This window comes from Bacillus sp. LH1 (assembly GCF_057924895.1).
Genome location: NZ_CM175007.1, coordinates 5,316,139 through 5,337,485 on the forward strand (window position 1 = coordinate 5,316,139; position 21,347 = coordinate 5,337,485).

A 21,347-nucleotide genomic window follows, 5' to 3' on the forward strand; every position below is an offset into this window, starting at 1 on the left:
ATAACCTCGCTAACTGCGAGGTTATTTTTTATTTCCAAACAAGATTAGGAAATCGCCATAGCCTTCTTTCTCTAATTCCTCTTTTGAAATAAATCGAAGAGCTGCGGAATTAATACAGTAACGAAGGCCATTTGGTCCTGGACCATCTGGAAATACGTGCCCAAGATGTGAATCTCCTTCTTTACTTCTCACTTCTGTACGTGTCATATTATGACTCACATCCATCTTTTCTTTCACACTTGCTGACATCACTGGTTTTGTAAAACTAGGCCATCCACATCCACTATCAAATTTATCTAGAGAAGTAAACAACGGCTCACCTGAAACGATGTCGACATAAAGACCTTCCTCTTTATGGTTCCAATACTCATTTCGAAATGGTGGTTCTGTACCATTTTCCTGTGTTACATAATACTGCATCTCATTGAGTTTTTCTTTTAAATGAGCATTATCCTTTGGCCAATGTTGCTTAATAAAAGCATCTCGTCCTGAGCCTTTACGATATAACTCATAGCGGAATGTATTTTTCTTATGGTATCCTTGGTGATATTCTTCAGCTGGATAAAATGTAGCTGCTGGTAGTATTTTTGTCGCAATTGGTTTTGAAAAGCGTCCACTCTGCTCCAGCTCTTCTTTTGAGGCCTCTGCTTTTTTATGTTGTTCTTCATTATGATAAAAAATCACCGTTTCATAAGACTGTCCGCGGTCGTGGAATTGTCCACCAATATCGGTCGGATCAATTTGTCTCCAATATATATTTAACAATTCCTCATACGGCATTTTATTTGCATCAAATGTAATTTGTACTGCCTCATAATGTCCCGTCGTTTCTGAACATACTTCTTTATACGTTGGATTCTCTTTATGACCACCTGTGTAGCCAGAAACAACCTTTATAATCCCTTCCATCTCTTCAAATGGTGAAACCATACACCAGAAGCACCCTCCAGCAAATGTAGCCAATTCTACCTTTTCATTTACAGCCATTACTTCACCCCTATTCTATGTTCTGCTTACAGTATGGCATAAGAAACATCATATTATAAAAGAAAAAGCACCGAACATCGATGCTTTTTCTTTACTTCACTTTATTTTTTCCAACATCCTTCTCCATTTCATCACTTGTCACATCTAAAACATCTAATAAGAAGATGAAGATTGGAATACCGATAATTAATCCCCATACACCTAAGAAGTGTTCTGAGAAGATTAATACCATAAATGTATAAAAAATCGGTAAATTTGTTTTTTGCGACATAAACTTCGGGTTTAATACGTAACTTTCAAGCGCATGAATCACTGTTACGATAACCAAAATATAAACAACGTACATGATACCGCCAATATTGTAAGCAATCATACAAAGTGGGAATAACGAAATGATAACCCCCGCTACTGGAATTAAGCCAAGCAAGAAAATCATTAACGCTAAACCTAATAATTGCGGGAATCCTAATATCCATAATGCGATAACTGAAAGAACGCAGTTAACAACAGCAATTAAAAATTGCGCCTCGATTACCTTTCCAAATGAACGTGCAAATTTCTTTCCGAAGTACTCAATTTCAGTATAGAAAATTGCAAGCCTGCTTTCTTTAAACTTTGCAGTAAAACCGACAATACGAGATTTTTCTAATAAGAAAAACAAACTCAAAATTAAAGAAAGTAAAACTTGAAGGCCAAATTTACCAACATTCGTAATCGATTTATACAAAATGTCTACGCCTTGTCCTACATATTTAGAAAGCTCCATATGATTGACAGCATTAACTGCATACTTAATTAGTTCACTATCTGGTGGGTTTCTTAAAAATACATTGAATTGGTAAATCAGTTGTGAAATTTGTATCGTCAATACTGGTAAATATTTAAATAGCGTAATAGCAATTCCACCAATTAACATTACATATAGAAACGCTATAATAATTTTTCGATTAATAGGCATGAAATGATCTAATTTGCGTGAAATAAACTTTTGGAATCGATCCATTAAATACGTGAGAATAAACGTAATTAATATTAAATTCAACATACTTTGCAGCCCGTATAACACGAGAGCAAGTATTACTAATACGAGTAACCTCTGGAATCCTTTGCTTTGAAACAGGTTTTTTATTTGCATAATCGACGAATACTCTCTCCTGTCCTATAAACTAAAACGTTAATAAGTAGATTTCTCTCTCTTTTCTACTTTTAATTATTCATTCATATTAAGATTTTTATAAACTCATTATATGCCTACTTTAACAGGTATATAGTAGCTTACTTCTTATTTTACAATACAATGACCTAATTCAAAACGTATTCTACATAGTATTAATGAAGATTTAAGGAAACTTACATTTTTTTAAATAGGTCTTACCACTACTGTAACATAAAAAGCAAGCTATCAGTAGAAATCTGTCCTACAAATAGCTTGCTTTTCTTATTTTTTAAGTAAGTTTTACTATCCAATGAATGGCATGAACATTGGGATGACAACTACTGTTACAACCCCAACTACCGTTACAGCAATACTTGCCATCGCTGCCTCTACCTCACCCATTTCAATTCCTACTGCAACTCCTAATGCATGACCCGCTGTTCCAAGTGCTAAACCTTTTGCAATCGGATGTTTCACTCTAAATGTTTTTAAGAATAATGCTCCTAATGCGTATACGATAACTGCGTTGAAAATAACTGCAAACGATGTAATTGCTGGAATACCACCAATACTTTCTGAAATTGGTAACGCAATTGCTGTTGTTGCTGCTTGTGGTAGCATTGAATTCATTACTGCTGTATCTAAACCGATTGCTTTTGCAACAATGAACACGACAATTACTGAGCAAATAGATCCAACCACGATAGCTGATAAAATTTGCCACCAATATTTTTTCAACTTATCAACTTGTTTATATAGTGGGATAGCGAATGCAATTGTTGCTGGCTCTAAGAAGAAACTAATCATTTTTCCGCCAGTATTATATTCTTCAAAAGTAAAGTTACCTACCTTTAGAAATACAATCCCTAATACCATCGCCACGAATAATGGTGTAAATAGGAAGAACCCTTTTGAATGCTTGAATAATAATGTTCCGATTCCGTATGCGATTAATGAAACGACGATTCCGAAATATGGAGTCATTGTGCTTGCCATGTTCATTACCTCCCAACAATATATAAATACAATGGTTACGCAACCTTTCCGTGCTTGCGTCCTTTATTTACTACTTTCAATTCTTTTGTATCTTCTGTTTCTTTTTCATCTTTTCCTAAAATAAATTGTGCAAATAATCCTGTTACAGCGAGTAAAATAACTGTTGCTACAACAATTACAGTTAAAATTTGTACAAAGTATTGTCCCATTACACCAAGAGAATTAATAACTGAAATACCTGATGGGACGAATAAGAATCCAATAATACCTGTTAAAGCTGTTCCGAGTGATTCAACTTGCTCCAATTTAATAACTTTTAAACATAATAGACTAAATAAAATAACTAACCCGATTACCGATGAAGGCATTGGAATTGGTAAATGTGTTGCAATAATATTAGAAATTAACATAATAGCTGAGAATATGAATGCTTGTGATAAGAAACTATATACTTTTTTCGTACTCATTTTGGCCACCTCTTTCGATTTGGTACCTTTATTGTATAGGAGATAACCGCCTAAGTAAGCGTTTACATAACGGAACGTCAAATATACAGAATCAGTTACAAATATAAAAGGATGAAATACAAAAGCTGCTTCTTAAATACGAAGCAGCTTCTTGAGTTCTTTTGCATATGTACGACTAACAGGTACTTTTGATCCTTCTTTCATAATTAAATTATAAGTAGAGTTAAACCATGGCTGAACTTCAGTAATATGATTAATATTTGCAATAAAGCTACGATGAACACGCATGAAACTTACTTGCGGCAACTTCTTTTCCAAAATCACAAGTGTATCGTGTGTTACATATGTTTCCCTCATTGTTTTTACTGTCACTTTTCCGTCCACAAGTCCTACATATACAATATCTTCAATATTAACAAGTACGATTGATTCTTCAATTGGTAATGCTAACTTATGCATCTCTACTGTTACATCTGTCCCCTTTATTTCGTGCTTCGTTTCTATTTGCGATTGTTTTTGTTTTTTATACTTCTTTAATGTCTGCACAATACGCTCTTCATCAAATGGTTTTAAAATGTAGTCTAACGCATCTACTTCAAATGCTTGCAGCGCATATTGATCATAGGCAGTAGCAAATACAATTGCAGGTGGATTTTTCATCTTCTTTAATATATTGGCGATTTCAAATCCGTTATCATCGGATAATTGAATATCTAAAAACACAATATCTGGTCTACTTTGCATTAGTTCTTCTAATGCGTCTTCCACACAATCAGCCTCACCAATTATCTCAACTTCTTTCGTTCTCTCTAATAAATACTTTAGTTCATCACGTGCTAACATTTCATCGTCAACTACTAATACTTTTAACAATCTGTTCTTCCTCCCCTACTTTTTTTGGAATAACAAAAGTAATCTCTGTCCCCTCATTTAATTCACTTTCGATATGAAGCATCGTTTCTTTTCCAAATAATCCAATAAGACGTTCATTAATATTATATAAAGCTGTTCCAGTCCCTTTCTTTGACGAAACTACCATCTTTCCTAATTGTTCTAAACGTTCTTCCTCAATTCCCTGCCCATTATCTTTTACTTCAAAATGAACCATACCCTCTTTTTCAAAAACATGCACTTCTACTTCACATACTGGTTGCTTCTTCGGAAAAGCGTGTCGCAATGCATTTTCAACCAATAGTTGAAGAACAAATGGTGGTACTAAAGTTGTCTTTAGCTCGTCCTCAATATACATCTTTACCTCATACTTATTTGGGAACCTTGCTTGTTCTAAGGATAAATATGCCTGTACATGGTTTAATTCTTGTTCTAGTGGAATCAATAACTGACGTGCCCCTTGCAAATTACATCGGAAATATACGCTAAGCTGTAATAATAACTTCCTTGCTTTTTCTACATCTGTTCGGCATAAAGCTGATACTGTATTAATCGCATTAAATAAAAAATGCGGGTTAATTTGTGCTTGTAATGCCTTTATTTCCGCATCTTGCAATAATTTACTTTGCAACTCAGCTTCACCTAATTCAAGTTGTGTAGAGAATATTTTTGCTAATCCTTCTGCTAATTCCTCTTCCACACGACTTAACTGGTTAGGATTTTTGAAATACAGTTTTAATGTCCCTATTGTATTTCCATGTGAAGTTAGTGGAATAACAATCGCCGCTTGCAAAGGGCAGCCTTCATGTTGACAATTAATAACCTCACGTGATTTTGCTTTCATTATTTTCCCTGTGTGTAACACTTCTTTCGACAAACCAGTTATTAAACTATGTGACGGAATATGGTGATCTGATGCTAATCCAACATGAGCTAATATTTTCTCTGTATCTGTTAAGGATACCGCATCTGTTCCTGTAAAGCGGTGAATAATTTGTGCCACATGCTTACACGATTCTTCTGTTAAGCCTTGGCGAAAATATGGTAACGTTTTATCTGCAATACGTAATACCTTATGAGTCTGAAGTGCCTTTGCGTTCTCTTCCTGACGCAAAATAGCTTGTATCATAGAAAGTAAAATAAAACTTCCAAAACTATTTACAAGGATCATTGGTATCGCAATTGTTTTCACAATGCTCATTCCATCCTCTACAATTAATAGGATCATAATCATTTCTAAAGAAACGATAAAAACACTTAAAATCGCTGAAAACTTAGGGGTAATTGTACGGTTATATTTTTTAAAAATGTATCCGATATAACCAGTTATAACGCCTGCTAAAATTGAAGAGATTGCACAACTTAGAGCTGTCGTCCCTCCAAGCATATAACGGTGAATACCAGCAATTGATCCTACCCCAATTCCGACGATAGGACCACCAAGCAATCCACTAATTCCAACACCCATAATACGTGTATTTGCAATGGTACTCGATGATGAAACACCTTGTAACCAATTTTCATTCATAATCGTATTTCCTGCTATTTCAATCCCAGTGTAATTGCTTACAATTGTAAATACCGAAAAAATACAAATAAGCTTAAGCTTATCTACATAGCCATCCTGTTTATGAAGGAGGCGTCTGAAAGTTTTAATATGAGAGAGTAAAAATCCTAAAATAACTATAAGTCCGACTCGTTCAATCATCATGAGTACTAAATTTAGCATCTTTGATTCATTCCTTTTTATTTAGTTAGTTTTATTATGGGAAAATAATGAAGTCGGCGTCAAGAAGAACGAAATGTTTTTTGAAATATTTTACACATAATAACTTCCTCTTTATTTGACAATACATATAGAAGAGTGCTAAAAATAAAGTAATATAATACAGTCCTTTAACCCAACCCCGTGAGGTTGAGAAGGAAGTCGGAATACAATATACGTATGTTCTTTTCTTGGGGATACGTATGCTTTTTTGGCCTTCTCATCATATCAGGTGAGAAGGCCTTTTGTTATTCTTCCATAGCGACTGTAGAAAATAAGGAGGAGTAATAATGAACGTCACTACTGATGTACAACAAACAACAGAGGAGACAAAAGCGAAAAGATATAAAACATTATTTGGTTCTGCGCTAGGATATGCAGCAGAAGGTTTAGATATGTTGCTATTATCTTTCGTACTTGTCTATATTTTAAAAGAGTTTCACTTAAGTCCTGTTGAAGGTGGAAACTTAACTTTAGCTACCACAATAGGAATGTTAATTGGTTCTTATTTATTTGGATTTATTGCTGATTTATTTGGCCGTATTCGTACAATGGCCTTCACAATCTTACTGTTTTCACTAGCAACCGCACTCATTTATTTCGCAACAGACTACTGGCAATTATTAATTCTGCGCTTTTTAGTTGGAATGGGAGTTGGTGGTGAATTCGGAATCGGAATGGCCATCGTAACAGAAACATGGTCTAAAGAAATGCGCGCTAAAGCGACATCTGTTGTTGCACTTGGATGGCAATTTGGTGTACTGATTGCTTCACTCCTTCCAGCATTTATTGTCCCACACTTTGGATGGAGAGCCGTTTTCTTATTTGGATTAATTCCAGCTTTACTAGCTGTCTATGTCCGTAAAAGTTTAAGTGAACCGAAAATATGGGAGCAAAAACAACGCTACAAAAAGGAACTATTGCAAAAAGAAGCTGCAGGTAAATTAACAACTACTGAAGCAGAACAACTAAAACATATAAAAAAATTTCCACTTCGAAAGTTATTTACCAATAAAAAAGTAACAATTACAACAATTGGTCTTATTATTATGTCGTTCATCCAAAACTTCGGATATTACGGAATCTTCACATGGATGCCCACTATTTTAGCAAATAAATATAACTATACATTAGCAAAAGCAAGTGGCTGGATGTTCATTTCTACCATCGGTATGCTAATTGGAATTGCAATCTTTGGTATTCTAGCTGATAAAATTGGTCGCCGTAAAACTTTTGCAATCTATTATATTGGCGGTACAGTATACTGTCTCATTTACTTCTTCTTATTCACAGATTCAACATTATTATTATGGGGAAGTGCATTGCTTGGATTCTTTGCAAATGGAATGATGGGAGGATTTGGAGCAATTTTAGCTGAAAACTATCCTGCTGAAGCTCGCTCTACCGCCGAAAACTTTATTTTCGGTACAGGACGTGGGTTAGCTGGATTTGGGCCTGTTATTATTGGCTTACTTGCTACAGGTGGCAACCTACTTGGAGCATTGTCCTTGATTTTTATCATCTACCCAATCGGGTTAATTACAATGCTACTATGTGTACCAGAAACAAAGGGAAAAGTATTAGATTAAACGTAAAAGAGGAAGCATCTCATTTAAGATGCTTCCTCTTTTACGTTTTTATTTATTTTGATTTACTAGCCTTCTGAAATAAGAATGCAGTTTTATCTTCTTCTTTTACAATACCTTGTTTTAATGCTAATTCTCCCGCAACTTTAGGCGCTAACCATAGCATTGGGAATAACAAAATTGATACCGGAACTGCCGTCACCACGATAAACGATTGTAGCGCATTAATACTTCCTTCACCCATATATAAAAGAATTGCTGCAACTGCGCCCATAATAAGCGACCAAAAAATTCGCAAACTAATTCTAGGATCTCCGTCTCCAGTCACTGCCATTGAAATAGAATACGCCATTGAATCTCCTGTTGTCACTACAAATAAAATTGTTAATAAAAGAAATGCTGGTCCAATAATATTAGAAAGTGGCAATTGCCCTGTAATTGCAATCATAGCTGCCGGCATACCAGATTCACTTAATGCGTCCGAGATAGACCCAGGATTCATCAACTCATAAAACACGCCTGATCCACCTAATATAGTAAACCAAAATGTTGTAATAATAGGTGCGATAATTCCAATTGCAACGATGATTTCTCGAATCGTTCTCCCTCTTGAAATTCGACTCACTAAAATTGCCATCATTGGTCCGTATCCAATAAACCATCCCCAGAAAAAGATTGTCCAAGATCCTAACCAACTTGTATCACCACGGTATGTGCTCATCGGTATAAACTCATTTACATAAAATCCAAACGAAGAAACAAACGAATCAATAATAAATCCACCTGGCCCAAATAGTAATATGAATGCCATTAACACAATTGCTAATCTAACATTTAAATTACTTATAATTTGAATCCCTTTATCAATACCTGTTACTGCCGATATGGTAGACACGGCCACCACACAAACAATAATTGCTAATTGAGTAGTAAACACATCAGAAACTCCAAATAATTCTTGTAATCCATAACTTGCTTGTAAACCTAAAAATCCAATTGGGCCAATTGTACCTGCAGCTACTGCAATAATTGCAGCTGCATCAATTATCGTTCCAAGCAGGCTCTTTCTTAATTTTTCCCCAAAAATAGGATATAAAAGTGTTCGAGGTTTTAGCGGCATATCTTTATGATAATGTCCATACATCATAACTACCGCACTAATTGTACCTAAAATCGTCCATGCTAAAAATCCCCAATGCATATAACTTTGTGCTAAAGCAGGCATGACTGCTTCTTTCGTTCCAGCAGATATACCATCATGTATTGGTGGCACCGTCATCAAATGATACATTGGCTCTGCTGCTGCCCAAAAAACGCCACCTCCAGCAAGTAATGTAGACATAATAATAGCAAGCCATTTTGCCGTACTAATCTCAGGTTTTTCTAATCCCCCAAGCTTAACTCTCCCATATTTGGAGAAAGCCATACACATCGCAACAATAAATGTACCTAATAATAAAACTTGCCAGAAGGCACCGAAATATTTAATTGAAAAAGCGAAACTTTTATTAATCGCACTCTCTACATAATCCTTGTTCAAAAAAACTGCAATTACAAATAATAAAAGTGAACCACCACTAATAATAAATACAGGCCAATCAGTTTTTCGACTCTTCATCCTCATTTATACTTCCTCCTTCCTCAGCAATCTAAAAAAACAACTTTATTATGTTTTATTGTTTAAACCTAAAACATAATAATTATATATGCATAACATTTTATCGACTTCCCACATACTTATGTTGTCCCTAAAAATATGCCAAATCCCTTATTAAAAAGAAAAATTCTCTTCCTCTTACATAAAAAAGCAAAACAAAAGACCTTATATTTCTATAAGGTCTTCGAAACAGAAATTTGATTATAACATAAGGTACTCCTTGGTTCAAAAAGCCTCTTCCAAAAATAACCGAGAGTAAAGGCTTCCATTTGCTACATAACAGTAATTAAAAAAAATATATTTTGCAGAAAAAAACTGCACTAAATATTATTTATGAAAGAAATTTGGCTTCAAAATTTCATTCGGATACGGTTTATGATAAATGTGAGTGGTAGCTGGAGATAATGGCGGAATAAGCCATACCCAATTACCTGTTACAACACGACCACAAGCAGCTTCTTGCTTCTCAAATTGCTGAAATTGTTGTGCAGCAGTATGGTGATCAACAATACTAACTCCTTGTTTTTTAAAGGAGTGTAGTACGGCAATATTCAACTCAATTAGCGCCTTATCTTTCCATAAGGTACCGTTTCTCGATGTATCTAAATCCATCATCTCCGCAACAGCCGGAAGTAAATTATAACGATCATGATCTGCTAAGTTGCGCGCCCCGATTTCTGTTCCCATATACCATCCATTGAACGGAGCGGCTGTATAAGAAATACCGCCAATTTCTAAACGCATATCTGAAATCATTGGAACACCATACCATTTCACTCCAAGTGATGAAATAGGGTATTCTGGGTGTTCAATTGGCACTTCTTTTACTTCTTCTCTCGGAATTTCTTTATATGTAGGTGCCTTCCCGTTTATAGAGAACACAAGTGGCAATACATCGAAATTCGTACCTTCTCCTTGCCAACCAAGCCCCTGACAAAAGTCCGTAAATGTAGCGGAATGAGAATCACCAATCACTCCCGTTTCTGTTTTATATCCTGCATATCGAATCAATTGGTGATTATAAATTCTTATATTATTTTCTTCACCTTGATATTGCTTAAAAATCGTAATGGTTGGTTTAACTTTCCCGTCGTTCGTTGCATATTTAATATGATGAATTAATGCATTATATACACCCTCTTCATCATTTACTTCGCGCGCATCTAATATGTGCATCTTACTCCAAAATAGTCTTCCAATACATCTATTACTGTTACGCCATGCCATTCGTGAACCATGAACAAGTTCTTCAAATGTATGCTCATATGTCCCTGTCTTCTCTATCTCAATTTGAATTTCTTTTATACGTTCTTCTATCAATTGTTCTTTATGAAGCTCCTTATAACAAATCGTAATAAAATTACTTGCTTCTTCTATTAATTGTTTCGTTTTACTCATAAACAATCTCCTTCTATTTCAACAAAGCCCTGCTACTTTACAGTATAAGCAAAAAGGATAGGAGTCACAAATGAAAGTGAGAGTGTTACTTTTATTGTAATATTTTTCAGAAAATTAATGGACTTACTATTGACTTATATGGAAAATGGGTGTATTTTTGACTCAGGTAAAGTATTTTTACCTAGACCAACTTTTTAAATAGAAAGGAGGTAATGTTATGTCTTCATTTCAATTGCCAAAGCTTTCATATGACTATGATGAACTAGAGCCACATATTGATAGCAATACACTTTCCATTCATCATGGAAAGCACCATGCGACATACGTAAACAATTTAAATGCTACTTTAGAAAATTATACTGAATTACATAATAAATCTTTAGAAGAATTGCTATGTAATTTAGATACTTTACCGAAGGAAATTGTTACAGCTGTACGAAATAACGGTGGCGGTCACTATTGTCATAGTCTTTTTTGGGAAGTGATGAGCCCACGAGGTGGCGGTGAGCCTAATGGAGACGTTGCAAAAGTAATTGATTATTATTTCAATACCTTTGACAACTTAAAAGATCAACTTTCCAAAGCAGCTATTAGTCGTTTTGGAAGTGGCTATGGATGGCTTGTTCTTGACGGTGAGGAACTCTCTGTTATGAGTACACCAAATCAAGATACGCCTTTGCAAGAAGGGAAAATCCCCTTACTCGTAATTGATGTATGGGAACATGCTTATTATTTAAAGTATCAAAATAGGCGCCCAGAGTTTGTTACCAACTGGTGGCATACAGTAAACTGGGACCAAGTAAACGAGAAGTATTTACAAGCAATTCAATCACAAAAACATTAGTCGTACGTATAAGGTAAATTTGGTAATGTAAAATCAGTATTGTCGAAATCCTCCAGAATCCCCCGGATTGCCACCGGGGGATTTATGATTACTTCATTGTATTTATATAATGTTTTAAAACATTTTTCATTTCTAGTTTCAGCTCTCGGAACAAAAATCCGAATTCACGAGCCTTTCCATTATGTAATGTACAGTTAGTTACCTCATTATAAGGAGCTATATTTTCCCCAGCTTTCTGAATGAGTGCTTTTATTCCTGTCTTCTCTTCTATGAAATGAATAATTTCTTCCGTAGAAACTACCCCGTTACTACAGGCGTTAATTGGCCCTTTCACATTTTCCATTCCGCACCAAGCTAGAAACTCTCCTGCCTCTTTTTCATGTATAAATGACAAAGTTCCATCTACATGATCCACAACGATAGGTTTTTGGTTCACAATACATTCAACGTAAAATTGTAACCTTTTCGTATAATCGTTTTCTCCAATAACAACTGGAAAACGAACTGCAACAACTGGGAATGTTGCTTGTTGAAATACAACGGCTTCAGCTAATCTCTTTCCTTCACCATAATTGAAGTCATTCCTATCTCCATACGCGATTGCATAATCGTACGGATTAAAGTCTTCTTCTGATAAGCTTAGGGCAGGTTCATAGACGGCCATTGAAGATGTCATAACATATTTCTTCGTTTTCCCTCGTAACACTTCACATGTTATCTTCGCTGCATTCGAGCTATAGCATAAATTATCGTATACAATATCATAACTTTTTCCTTCTAGACACTTTTCTAGTAGCTTTCCATCTTCTCTATCAATAATTATTCTTTTTACTGCGCTACCAAAAGAATCTTCAGTAACTCCCCTCGTCGCAATCGTTACATCGTGCCCCTCTTGCAAAAGTGCTTCTACTAAATGTTTACCAAAAAATCTTGTTCCCCCTAGCACCAATACTTTTTTCAACTTCATCATCCCCATTTTAGCAAATTGTAAAATACTACCTCTCTATTATAAGTGCCAACATATAAAAAGCATGGAATTCGTTTAACGATTCCATGCTTTTCTACAGAAAATATATTAACGTACTCGATATTTATAAATACAATAACAGAAGTACAAAATAGAAATTACTGATACATAAACCCATAGTTCATATACAAATCCCTCTCCCCACACTCCCATAAAATAAAAGAGTGAAGGTAAAGTCAATGTTACCCATGATTGTACGAAGGCAATCCTTCCAAGATATTGATTAATGTTCTTCTTTTGTGTATTTAATACAAAGAATAAATACCAAAGTAATGCCCACATAAACCACGTTAACGCATTAACAACATCATGGAATTGAACAAATGAAACAACCATATAGAATAAGGCTATAATTGCTACCCAAATACAAAACCATCCTAGACCACTACTATCCATTCCTTTTATAAAAGTAACACCTACATATAAATAAGTTAATCCAAATAAGAAAGTAGCCGCATATGAATACACTGTCCAATTGCTTTGGTCAGAAATCATGATCAAATAAAACGGAATAATAATTTGTAGTGCACCCACAAATAAATTAAAAACACCCGCACTTTTCATCTCTGCTTTCCCTAATATAACAAGACTATTTAAAAATAAAGCTGCCCCTGAAAGTAATAATCCTACATAACCCATATATATTCGTGTGAAAATCTTTACCTTTCACACTTTTAACCTCCCCACACTATAAAGTGATACTTATATTATTTTTCTTCCCATTTAAAACTACATACATAATTTTTCATTCAAATAAGTCAGACCTCCTACCTCAAAAAGGAGCGAACTTAAAACGCTTTCAATAATAAATAATCCTATCAAAACATGAACTAGGATTCCTTGATTATAAACGGACTCTATCAATGATACAAGTGTTGGAATACTTTTCAATAATACGCTTTCAATTTCTATAAAAAATTAATAAAATAATACATTCCTCTATCTCATTCTACTACCTTCTAGCATAAGATATTGTAAAATCGCATCATTTAAAACAGCGAACGTTCTTTTCTAGGTTCGCTAATAAAATTAATAAAAAATGACCTCTTGCTTTTATGCAAAGGTCATTTTTTTATATTCATCATTAAACTTTTAAATAGCCATTTTTATTATTTGATTGCCATTTCCAAGAATCTGCACACATTTCTTCTAATCCGCGTGTTGCCTCCCAGCCTAATTCACGCTTTGCTTTCGATGCATCAGCAAAACATACTGCCACATCACCTGGGCGACGCTCTGTAATTTTATAAGGAACTTTCTTACCCGAAACTTTTTCAAACGCTTCAACCATCTCTAGTACACTATAGCCCATACCTGTTCCCAGGTTATAAGCATCTACTCCCGTTGTACTCAGTACTTTCTCAAGCGCCTTTACGTGACCATTTGCTAAGTCCACAACATGGATGTAATCACGGACTCCTGTTCCATCTTTCGTTGGATAGTCATTTCCGAATACGCTTAATTCTTTTAACTTACCTACCGCTACTTGCGTTACATATGGCATTAAGTTATTTGGGATTCCATTTGGATCTTCTCCGATACGCCCACTTTCGTGTGCACCAAATGGATTGAAATAGCGAAGTAATGCGATACTCCATTCTGCATCTGCAAATGCTACATCACGCATAATTTGCTCAATCATTAATTTCGTTTGACCATATGGATTTGTTGCACTTAATGGAAACTCCTCCGTAATCGGTGACGTTTCCGGGATACCATATACAGTTGCAGATGAACTAAAGATTATCTTCTTTACATTATGTTTCTGCATTACTTCACATAGCACTAACGTGCTTGTAATGTTGTTATGATAATATGTTAATGGAATCGCTACTGACTCCCCTACAGCTTTAAATCCTGCAAAGTGAATAACTGCTTCAATTGCATTTTCTTCAAAAATTGCGTCAAGCGCTTCGCGATTTAAAACATCTTCTTTATAAAACTTAAATTGTTTTCCTGTTATTTCTTTCACTCGATTTATAGATTCTACCGAGCTATTCGAAAGATTATCCACTACTATAACTTCGTAACCGCTATTTAGTAATTCTACACATGTATGACTACCAATATATCCTGCTCCACCTGTTACAAGTATTGCCATAATTATAGTCCTCCATATTTCATTCATTATAAACTTCTCAAAGTATATCACATATTTCTTATCCTATGTTTAACATGCGAACACAGAAACTTACATTTTATCCCATAATAAATTTATAACATATACGATTCTAATCAGGTAATAAAAAAACGCCACATAATTTTTATTATGTGGCGTTTTTTTTATTAAATTACATAACAATATACACTTAGAAAATGCGCAAGACTACCTAATAATACAAAAACATGAAAAATTTCATGATGCCCCATATATTTAAACTCTAACCATTTTGGCTTTATTCCATAAATAAATCCACCAATTGTATAAAAAATGCCCCCAAGTACTAAGAAAATAATGCCTCCTGTACTTAAATTCTCAGCTAACGGTGCAAAGAATAACACAATTAACCAACCCATCGTAATATAAATTGCTGTCGATAACCATCTTGGACAATTAAACCAAAACATTTTAAATACAATGCCACAAATCGCAGTTGCATAGACTAAACAAAATAATAGTAAACCACTTGCTGAATTTAATGTAATTAAGCAAAAGGGTGCATATGTACCTGCAATTAATATAAAAATCATAGAATGATCTAGCTTCCTAAAGAAGTAAATAACACGTTCATTGGCCACAACACTATGATACACAGCTGACGCCGTATAAAGGACCATCATTCCAATACCAAACAAAATAACAGCTGTAATTGCAGCAAATGATGGCATCTTGATAGAAACTTTCACAAGCATAGCTAATAAGGCAATAAATGATAATATTGCTCCACCTAAGTGAGTAAATGCATTAACTGGTTCCCTTACATAAGTATTCATAATAACACCCCTCATATAATTACATGTAGTTTTGATAACTACATGTAATTATATACACATTTCTTTTTAAGGTCAACATTTACAATTCATTTGTTTCGTAATACCATATTTAAAGATATATTAAACATTAAGTTCCACTAAGTTATAAAAGTGAGGGATTCTACGTGGAAAATATAAATGAATTACTTGAGACATTGCATTTAGAAAAAAACATTAAACTTGAGGATATTCCAAATGTTGACTTATATGTAGATCAAGTTGTTCAACTATTTGAGAATACTTATGCAGATACAACGAGAACTGATGATGAAAAAGTATTAACCAAAACGATGATTAATAATTACGCAAAAGGAAAACTATTCATCCCCATCAAAAATAAAAAGTATTCAAAAGAGCATATGATTTTAATTAGCCTAATTTATCAATTAAAGGGAGCTCTCTCCATTAACGACATAAAAAGTTCATTAGAAACTATAAATGACTCCTTATTAAATGATGATTCATTCGAATTAAATACGTTATACAAAAATTATCTTGCTCTTACTGAAAGCAATGTCGAAAGCTTTAAACAAGACGTAAATAACCGTGTTACAGAAGTAAATGTGATTTCTTCCTTAGAAGATACAAAGCTAGAAAAATTTCTACTACTAACATCCTTCGTGACTATGAGTAATATGTATAGACGTTTAGCGGAGCAACTAGTGGATGATTTAAAAGAATCATAAATAAAAAACTATCCACCTATTAAAGTGGATAGTTTTTTATTTACTTAATTGCTTCATGAACTTTTAGTTGTTTCCCTTTAATCGTTGTAGTCTTCATGACTTTCAAGACGAGTGGTCCTTTTCCATTTAATATTTCAACATAAGAAACATTATCTTGTATCGTAATAATACCTATATCTTCTGCTGTAACACCTTTAATTTTAGCAATTGTACCGACGAAATCTACCGCCCTAATTTTCTTTTTCTTCCCGCCATTAAAGTACAGCTTCATAATGCCTTTGTTGATGTCTGCATTTTTATCTTTCTTTATAATTGGTTTAGCATGTATCTTTTCTTCAAATGCAGCTTTCTCTTTCATAACTTCTTCTTTTGAAGGTCCAATTGCCTTTGGAATTTCAAATCCAATATACTCCTCAATCTCTTCTAAAAATCTATTTTCATATGGTGTTATAAATGTAATAGCTTTTCCACTATTTCCAGCTCGTCCCGTTCTTCCAGTACGATGTACATAGCTTTCTTTTTCAAGTGGAATATCATAATTAATAACATGTGTAATATTATCAATATCAATTCCTCTCGCAGCTACATCTGTTGCTACTAAATAACGGAATTTTCCTTTTCTAAAATCATCCATGACTTCAAAACGATCTTCTTGTACCATACCACCATGTATTTTGTCACAGGGATAGTTAGCTCGTTTTAATTGTCTATATACATGATCTACACTTTCTTGTGTACGGCAGAAAATAATACAGCTATCAGGATTCTCAATCGTTGTTACATCTTTAAGTAGTGAAAGCTTCTCGTCTTCTATCACCTCAAAAAGAGTATGTTCAATTTTATCCGTCGTAATCCCAGCCGCTTTAATTTCAATATGAGTTGGTGAATTCATATATGTACGAGACAATTTCTCAACATCTTCTGGAAGTGTTGCTGAAAATAACATCGTCATTCTTTTTGTAGGTAATTCATCAATAATTGCCTCTACTTGATCGATAAAGCCCATATTTAGCATCTCATCTGCTTCATCAATAACTAAATACTTCAAACACTCTAAAGAAAGGGTACCCTTCTCAATATGATCCAACACACGACCAGGAGTCCCAACTACAATATGTGTCTTTTGCTTTAATTCTAATTTTTGACGTGCAAATGGAGATTTCCCATAAACTGCCGCAGCCTTAATCCTCTTGAATCGACCTATATTTGTAATATCTTCTTTTACCTGTACCGCAAGCTCTCTCGTTGGTGTTAAAACTAATGCTTGTGGTTTATTCTCTTCCCACTCCACCATTTCACAAAGTGGAATACCAAATGAAGCTGTTTTTCCACTTCCAGTCTGGGACTTCACAACAAGATCCTTCTTTTGTAATGCAACTGGAATAACCTCACCTTGTACTTCTGTTGGATGATCATACCCTAACCCAGTAAGTGCCCTTACAATTTCCTTACTTAATTTATAATCAGAAAAACTTTTTTTACTCATATATTAACCTCATTTTATTCTGTATTATTTTCTTTTTTATCTTTTGTATACGTTACTATCACCCTACTTATTATACTTGAAACCTCACATAAAAGGTGAATCATGCCAGATTCATCTTTTTATATAGAAATAAACCTTTTCATTTCATATATTGTTCAACTACTTGATAACATCTTTTGCTCGTATTGTTAGCATTAACCTTTTTATAGTATCCTACATCCAATTAAAAAAATAAAAAGAATACATACAACCTTCTATAATTATCTTAATTTTTCAACCCTTCCTATAAACGAACAATAAAAACAAAAAAATGTTTTAAATTCGTTTTTAACGTTGTTTTTCAGGTATAAAATCTATTTTTTTAAAAAATGTTAAGAAATCCTTTGACTTCTTAATAAAAATAATGTAAATTATCCTATGGACGAACATTTTTGATTAATAAAAATAAAATATTCGTATTTTAGGGGTGTAAATGATGGAAAACGTATTCGACTATGAAGATATTCAATTAATTCCTGCAAAATGTATTGTAAATAGCCGCTCTGAATGTGATACAACTGTCACTTTAGGAAAACATAAATTTAAATTACCTGTCGTGCCTGCAAATATGCAAACGATTATTGATGAAAGAATTGCAACTTATTTAGCTGAGAACAACTACTTTTATATCATGCATCGTTTCCAACCAGAGAAACGAATCTCATTCATTAGAGATATGCAATCACGTGGATTAATCGCTTCTATCAGCGTTGGTGTAAAAGAGGACGAATATGAATTCGTACAACAATTAGCTGCTGAGCAACTTACACCTGAATATATCACGATTGATATCGCACACGGTCATTCTAATGCTGTGATCAACATGATTCAACATATTAAAAAACATTTACCAGAGAGCTTCGTTATCGCTGGAAACGTTGGAACTCCAGAAGCGGTAAGAGAATTAGAAAATGCTGGTGCCGATGCAACAAAAGTTGGTATTGGACCTGGTAAAGTTTGTATTACTAAAATTAAAACAGGCTTCGGAACTGGTGGTTGGCAGCTAGCTGCGCTTCGCTGGTGTGCAAAAGCTGCAAGTAAGCCAATTATCGCTGATGGTGGTATTCGTACACACGGCGACGTAGCTAAATCTATTCGCTTTGGGGCAACTATGGTCATGATCGGTTCTCTATTTGCTGGTCACGAAGAGTCTCCAGGGGAAACAATTGAAAGAGATGGAAAACTTTATAAAGAATACTTCGGTTCTGCTTCTGAATTCCAAAAGGGTGAGAAGAAAAACGTTGAAGGTAAGAAAATGTTCGTTGAGCATAAAGGTTCTTTAGAAGATACGTTAATCGAAATGGAACAAGATCTTCAATCTTCTATCTCTTACGCTGGCGGAACAAAATTAGACGCTATTCGTACTGTAGATTATGTTGTCGTGAAAAACTCGATTTTCAATGGTGACAAAGTATATTAATTCTTAAATTAACTCGAAGGACAAGCATTTTCATGCTTGTCCTTCTTTTTTGTATATGAAAATGTAAAACATTTTAATTTAACTGAATTTTCTAGTATTATGTGTTTAGATAGTCTTAATAAGGGGGAGATACAACTTGAAAAATGTAATAGAAAATCGCCTTAATCGCGCAGAGGTACCCGCTGAACTAACATGGGATTTATCCGATTTGTATAATTCTGATGCCGAATGGCATACTGCATTAAACGCATTGGAAAATGATATACAGAAACTTGATTCATTTAAAGGGCATTTACATACTAGCTCCCACACTTTATTAAATTGCCTACTTTTAGAAGAAGAGCTTTTAATGACGTTAACAAAACTGTACTCATATGCAAATTTAAAAGAAGCTACTGATCGTACAAATCCAAGTATTCAAGCGAACTCTTCCAAAATTTCCGCTTTATGGACGAAAGTACATACTGCACTATCCTTTATTCATAATGAAATCCTCTCATTCGACGAAGGAACAATTGAAAGATGTTTAACTGAAGAAACAAAACTCGAACCTTTCCGTAAATCTTTACTAGAAATACTACAAAAAAGACAGCACACACTCTCTCCTGAAACAGAAGAAGCACTTGCTGCACTTGGCGAAGTTCATAGTTCTCCATACAAAATTTACGGCATGACTAAATTGGCCGATATGGATTTCACTTCTATACAAGACGAACAAGGAAACGAACTTCCTGTTTCATTCTCATTATTTGAAAGCAAATATGAATTTTCTCCAAGCACATATATACGTCGAAAAGCATATTCATCATTTGTTTCCACACTGAAACGATATAAAAATACAATTGCCACAACATATGCTACTGAAGTAAAAAAACAAGTAACACTTTCTCGTTTACGTAAATATGAATCCGTTACTCATATGCTATTAGAACCACAAAAGGTTCCACTTGAAATGTATAACAACCAACTTGATATTATTTATAAAGAACTAGCACCTCATATGCGCCGTTTTGCAGATTTAAAAAAGAGAGTATTAGGACTCGATCAAATGCTTTTCTGTGACTTACATGCACCTTTAGATCCCGAATTTAATCCGGCGATTACTTATGAAGAAGCAGGCACGCTCATTCAAGATTCTTTAAAAGTATTAGGCGATGAATATAGTTCCATAATCCAAAAAGGATTCAAAGAAAGATGGGTAGATCTTGCAGATAACGTAGGCAAATCAACAGGGGCATTTTGCTCAAGTCCATACGGCTCTCATCCCTATATTTTAATTACATGGCAAAATACGATGCGTGGATGCTTTACATTAGCACATGAATTTGGACATGCTGGTCATTTCTATTTAGCAAATAAAAACCAACGTATCATGAACGTACGCCCATCTATGTACTTTGTTGAAGCACCATCAACCATGAATGAATTACTATTAGCTCAGCATTTACTAGCGACTACTGACGATAAGAGAATGCGCAGATGGGTCATTCTACAACTACTTGGCACATATTATCACAACTTTGTTACTCATTTACTTGAGGGTGAATATCAACGTAGAGTATATGCTCTAGCAGAAAAAGGACAGGCCCTTACAGCTACAACTTTAACTGAAATTAAAACAAATGTCCTTTCGACATTCTGGGGAGATTCTGTAGAAATCGATGAAGGTGCGGGCTTAACTTGGATGCGTCAGCCTCATTATTATATGGGTCTATATGCTTATACATATTCCGCAGGCCTCACTGCATCCACTGCAGTAGCTCAAATGATTAAAGAGGAAGGACAACCTGCTATTGATCGCTGGTTAGATGTGCTTCGTGCTGGTGGTACAATGAAACCACTTGAACTAATGAAACATGCCGGGGTAGATATGTCAAAACCAGATGCAATCCGTAAAGCTGTTTCTTACGTTGGTTCATTAATTGATGAATTAGAGCATTCTTATCAAGAATAAAAAAATAAGCCCTCG

The 21,347-nt window shown here is 34.5% G+C and carries 18 protein-coding genes; 5 read left to right on the forward strand and 13 right to left on the reverse strand.

The annotated features are described in order from the left end of the window. Positions 1-21: 21 nt before the first annotated feature. The 6 genes from msrB to lytS form a co-directional block, all read right to left on the reverse strand. Complete coding sequence (msrB, locus tag ACX9TM_RS27435) at positions 22-987, reverse strand: peptide-methionine (R)-S-oxide reductase MsrB (protein WP_033696055.1); 966 nt, start codon at positions 985-987, stop codon at positions 22-24. Between the two features lie 91 nt (positions 988-1,078). Next, entirely contained in the window at positions 1,079-2,122 is a 1,044-nt protein-coding gene (locus tag ACX9TM_RS27440; RefSeq protein WP_001166010.1) for an AI-2E family transporter, read from the reverse strand. 324 nt (positions 2,123-2,446) lie between these two features. Continuing rightward, positions 2,447-3,139, reverse strand: a complete 693-nt coding sequence (gene lrgB, locus ACX9TM_RS27445; protein WP_000168869.1) for an antiholin-like protein LrgB — start codon at positions 3,137-3,139, stop codon at positions 2,447-2,449. A 35-nt stretch (positions 3,140-3,174) separates the two neighbouring features. Further along, positions 3,175-3,606: an antiholin-like murein hydrolase modulator LrgA gene (lrgA, locus tag ACX9TM_RS27450; RefSeq protein ID WP_000104901.1), complete on the reverse strand. Its 432-nt coding sequence runs from the start codon at positions 3,604-3,606 to the stop codon at positions 3,175-3,177. A gap of 132 nt (positions 3,607-3,738) precedes the next feature. After that, on the reverse strand, positions 3,739-4,479 hold the full coding sequence (locus ACX9TM_RS27455) for a LytR/AlgR family response regulator transcription factor (protein WP_017657608.1): 741 nt from the start codon (positions 4,477-4,479) through the stop codon (positions 3,739-3,741). Continuing rightward, complete coding sequence (gene lytS, locus ACX9TM_RS27460) at positions 4,457-6,226, reverse strand: two-component system sensor histidine kinase LytS (protein WP_000933561.1); 1,770 nt, start codon at positions 6,224-6,226, stop codon at positions 4,457-4,459. Before lytS ends, ACX9TM_RS27455 begins: the two co-directional genes overlap by 23 nt. Before the next feature lie 326 nt (positions 6,227-6,552). On the opposite strand from lytS, the gene ACX9TM_RS27465 reads away from it, so the two are divergent. Continuing rightward, a complete protein-coding gene (locus ACX9TM_RS27465; RefSeq protein WP_072770019.1) occupies positions 6,553-7,851 on the forward strand; it encodes an MFS transporter in 1,299 nt (432 codons plus the stop codon). A gap of 52 nt (positions 7,852-7,903) precedes the next feature. Here the strand turns inward: ACX9TM_RS27465 and ACX9TM_RS27470 are convergent, their stop codons facing one another. Both ACX9TM_RS27470 and ACX9TM_RS27475 read right to left on the reverse strand, forming a co-directional pair. Continuing rightward, a complete protein-coding gene (locus ACX9TM_RS27470; RefSeq protein ID WP_001242445.1) occupies positions 7,904-9,472 on the reverse strand; it encodes a BCCT family transporter in 1,569 nt (522 codons plus the stop codon). Positions 9,473-9,832: 360 nt separating this feature from the next. Further along, positions 9,833-10,903: a nitric oxide synthase oxygenase gene (locus ACX9TM_RS27475; protein ID WP_000047627.1), complete on the reverse strand. Its 1,071-nt coding sequence runs from the start codon at positions 10,901-10,903 to the stop codon at positions 9,833-9,835. A gap of 217 nt (positions 10,904-11,120) precedes the next feature. Between ACX9TM_RS27475 and sodA the strand changes: the two genes are divergently transcribed. Beyond that, positions 11,121-11,747: a superoxide dismutase [Mn] gene (sodA, locus tag ACX9TM_RS27480; protein WP_000094042.1), complete on the forward strand. Its 627-nt coding sequence runs from the start codon at positions 11,121-11,123 to the stop codon at positions 11,745-11,747. Positions 11,748-11,835: 88 nt separating this feature from the next. Here sodA and ACX9TM_RS27485 read toward each other — a convergent pair whose 3' ends face one another. From ACX9TM_RS27485 to trhA, 4 genes are all read right to left on the reverse strand, one after another. Further along, positions 11,836-12,723, reverse strand: coding sequence for an NAD-dependent epimerase/dehydratase family protein (locus tag ACX9TM_RS27485; protein ID WP_002195968.1), 888 nt, complete (start codon positions 12,721-12,723; stop codon positions 11,836-11,838). A gap of 99 nt (positions 12,724-12,822) precedes the next feature. Further along, positions 12,823-13,413 (reverse strand): AmiS/UreI family transporter, encoded by a 591-nt coding sequence (locus ACX9TM_RS27490; RefSeq protein WP_000542569.1) that lies wholly within the window; start codon positions 13,411-13,413, stop codon positions 12,823-12,825. Positions 13,414-13,858: 445 nt separating this feature from the next. Further along, positions 13,859-14,875: a UDP-glucose 4-epimerase GalE gene (gene galE / locus ACX9TM_RS27495; protein WP_000996541.1), complete on the reverse strand. Its 1,017-nt coding sequence runs from the start codon at positions 14,873-14,875 to the stop codon at positions 13,859-13,861. 185 nt (positions 14,876-15,060) lie between these two features. Continuing rightward, positions 15,061-15,708, reverse strand: coding sequence for a PAQR family membrane homeostasis protein TrhA (trhA, locus tag ACX9TM_RS27500; protein ID WP_001099727.1), 648 nt, complete (start codon positions 15,706-15,708; stop codon positions 15,061-15,063). Between the two features lie 164 nt (positions 15,709-15,872). On the opposite strand from trhA, the gene ACX9TM_RS27505 reads away from it, so the two are divergent. Further along, the gene (locus ACX9TM_RS27505; protein ID WP_063219902.1) at positions 15,873-16,433 is read left to right on the forward strand and encodes a DUF1836 domain-containing protein; all 561 of its coding nucleotides are present in this window, start codon (positions 15,873-15,875) and stop codon (positions 16,431-16,433) included. Positions 16,434-16,473: 40 nt separating this feature from the next. On the opposite strand, the gene ACX9TM_RS27510 is transcribed toward ACX9TM_RS27505, so the two are convergent. Then, on the reverse strand, positions 16,474-17,919 hold the full coding sequence (locus tag ACX9TM_RS27510) for a DEAD/DEAH box helicase (RefSeq protein ID WP_065381952.1): 1,446 nt from the start codon (positions 17,917-17,919) through the stop codon (positions 16,474-16,476). A 475-nt stretch (positions 17,920-18,394) separates the two neighbouring features. Between ACX9TM_RS27510 and guaC the strand changes: the two genes are divergently transcribed. Together guaC and pepF are read left to right on the forward strand one after the other, a co-directional pair. Then, positions 18,395-19,378, forward strand: coding sequence for a GMP reductase (gene guaC / locus ACX9TM_RS27515; RefSeq protein ID WP_000432447.1), 984 nt, complete (start codon positions 18,395-18,397; stop codon positions 19,376-19,378). 136 nt (positions 19,379-19,514) lie between these two features. Continuing rightward, complete coding sequence (gene pepF / locus ACX9TM_RS27520; protein ID WP_000800003.1) at positions 19,515-21,332, forward strand: oligoendopeptidase F; 1,818 nt, start codon at positions 19,515-19,517, stop codon at positions 21,330-21,332. Positions 21,333-21,347: the final 15 nt, after the last annotated feature.

What these genes read in the sequence shown, in the direction of transcription:
- ACX9TM_RS27510 (WP_065381952.1), bottom strand. Translation starts at nt 17,919, where the DNA reads ATGAGTAAAAAAAGTTTTTCTGATTATAAATTAAGTAAGGAAATTGTA.
- ACX9TM_RS27470 (WP_001242445.1), bottom strand. Translation starts at nt 9,472, where the DNA reads ATGAGGATGAAGAGTCGAAAAACTGATTGGCCTGTATTTATTATTAGT.
- lrgB (WP_000168869.1), bottom strand. Translation starts at nt 3,139, where the DNA reads ATGGCAAGCACAATGACTCCATATTTCGGAATCGTCGTTTCATTAATC.
- guaC (WP_000432447.1), top strand. Translation starts at nt 18,395, where the DNA reads ATGGAAAACGTATTCGACTATGAAGATATTCAATTAATTCCTGCAAAA.
- ACX9TM_RS27440 (WP_001166010.1), bottom strand. Translation starts at nt 2,122, where the DNA reads ATGCAAATAAAAAACCTGTTTCAAAGCAAAGGATTCCAGAGGTTACTC.
- lytS (WP_000933561.1), bottom strand. Translation starts at nt 6,226, where the DNA reads ATGCTAAATTTAGTACTCATGATGATTGAACGAGTCGGACTTATAGTT.
- ACX9TM_RS27475 (WP_000047627.1), bottom strand. Translation starts at nt 10,903, where the DNA reads ATGAGTAAAACGAAACAATTAATAGAAGAAGCAAGTAATTTTATTACG.
- galE (WP_000996541.1), bottom strand. Translation starts at nt 14,875, where the DNA reads ATGGCAATACTTGTAACAGGTGGAGCAGGATATATTGGTAGTCATACA.
- lrgA (WP_000104901.1), bottom strand. Translation starts at nt 3,606, where the DNA reads ATGAGTACGAAAAAAGTATATAGTTTCTTATCACAAGCATTCATATTC.
- ACX9TM_RS27485 (WP_002195968.1), bottom strand. Translation starts at nt 12,723, where the DNA reads ATGGGGATGATGAAGTTGAAAAAAGTATTGGTGCTAGGGGGAACAAGA.
- trhA (WP_001099727.1), bottom strand. Translation starts at nt 15,708, where the DNA reads ATGAATACTTATGTAAGGGAACCAGTTAATGCATTTACTCACTTAGGT.
- msrB (WP_033696055.1), bottom strand. Translation starts at nt 987, where the DNA reads ATGGCTGTAAATGAAAAGGTAGAATTGGCTACATTTGCTGGAGGGTGC.
- ACX9TM_RS27465 (WP_072770019.1), top strand. Translation starts at nt 6,553, where the DNA reads ATGAACGTCACTACTGATGTACAACAAACAACAGAGGAGACAAAAGCG.
- sodA (WP_000094042.1), top strand. Translation starts at nt 11,121, where the DNA reads ATGTCTTCATTTCAATTGCCAAAGCTTTCATATGACTATGATGAACTA.
- ACX9TM_RS27490 (WP_000542569.1), bottom strand. Translation starts at nt 13,413, where the DNA reads ATGGGTTATGTAGGATTATTACTTTCAGGGGCAGCTTTATTTTTAAAT.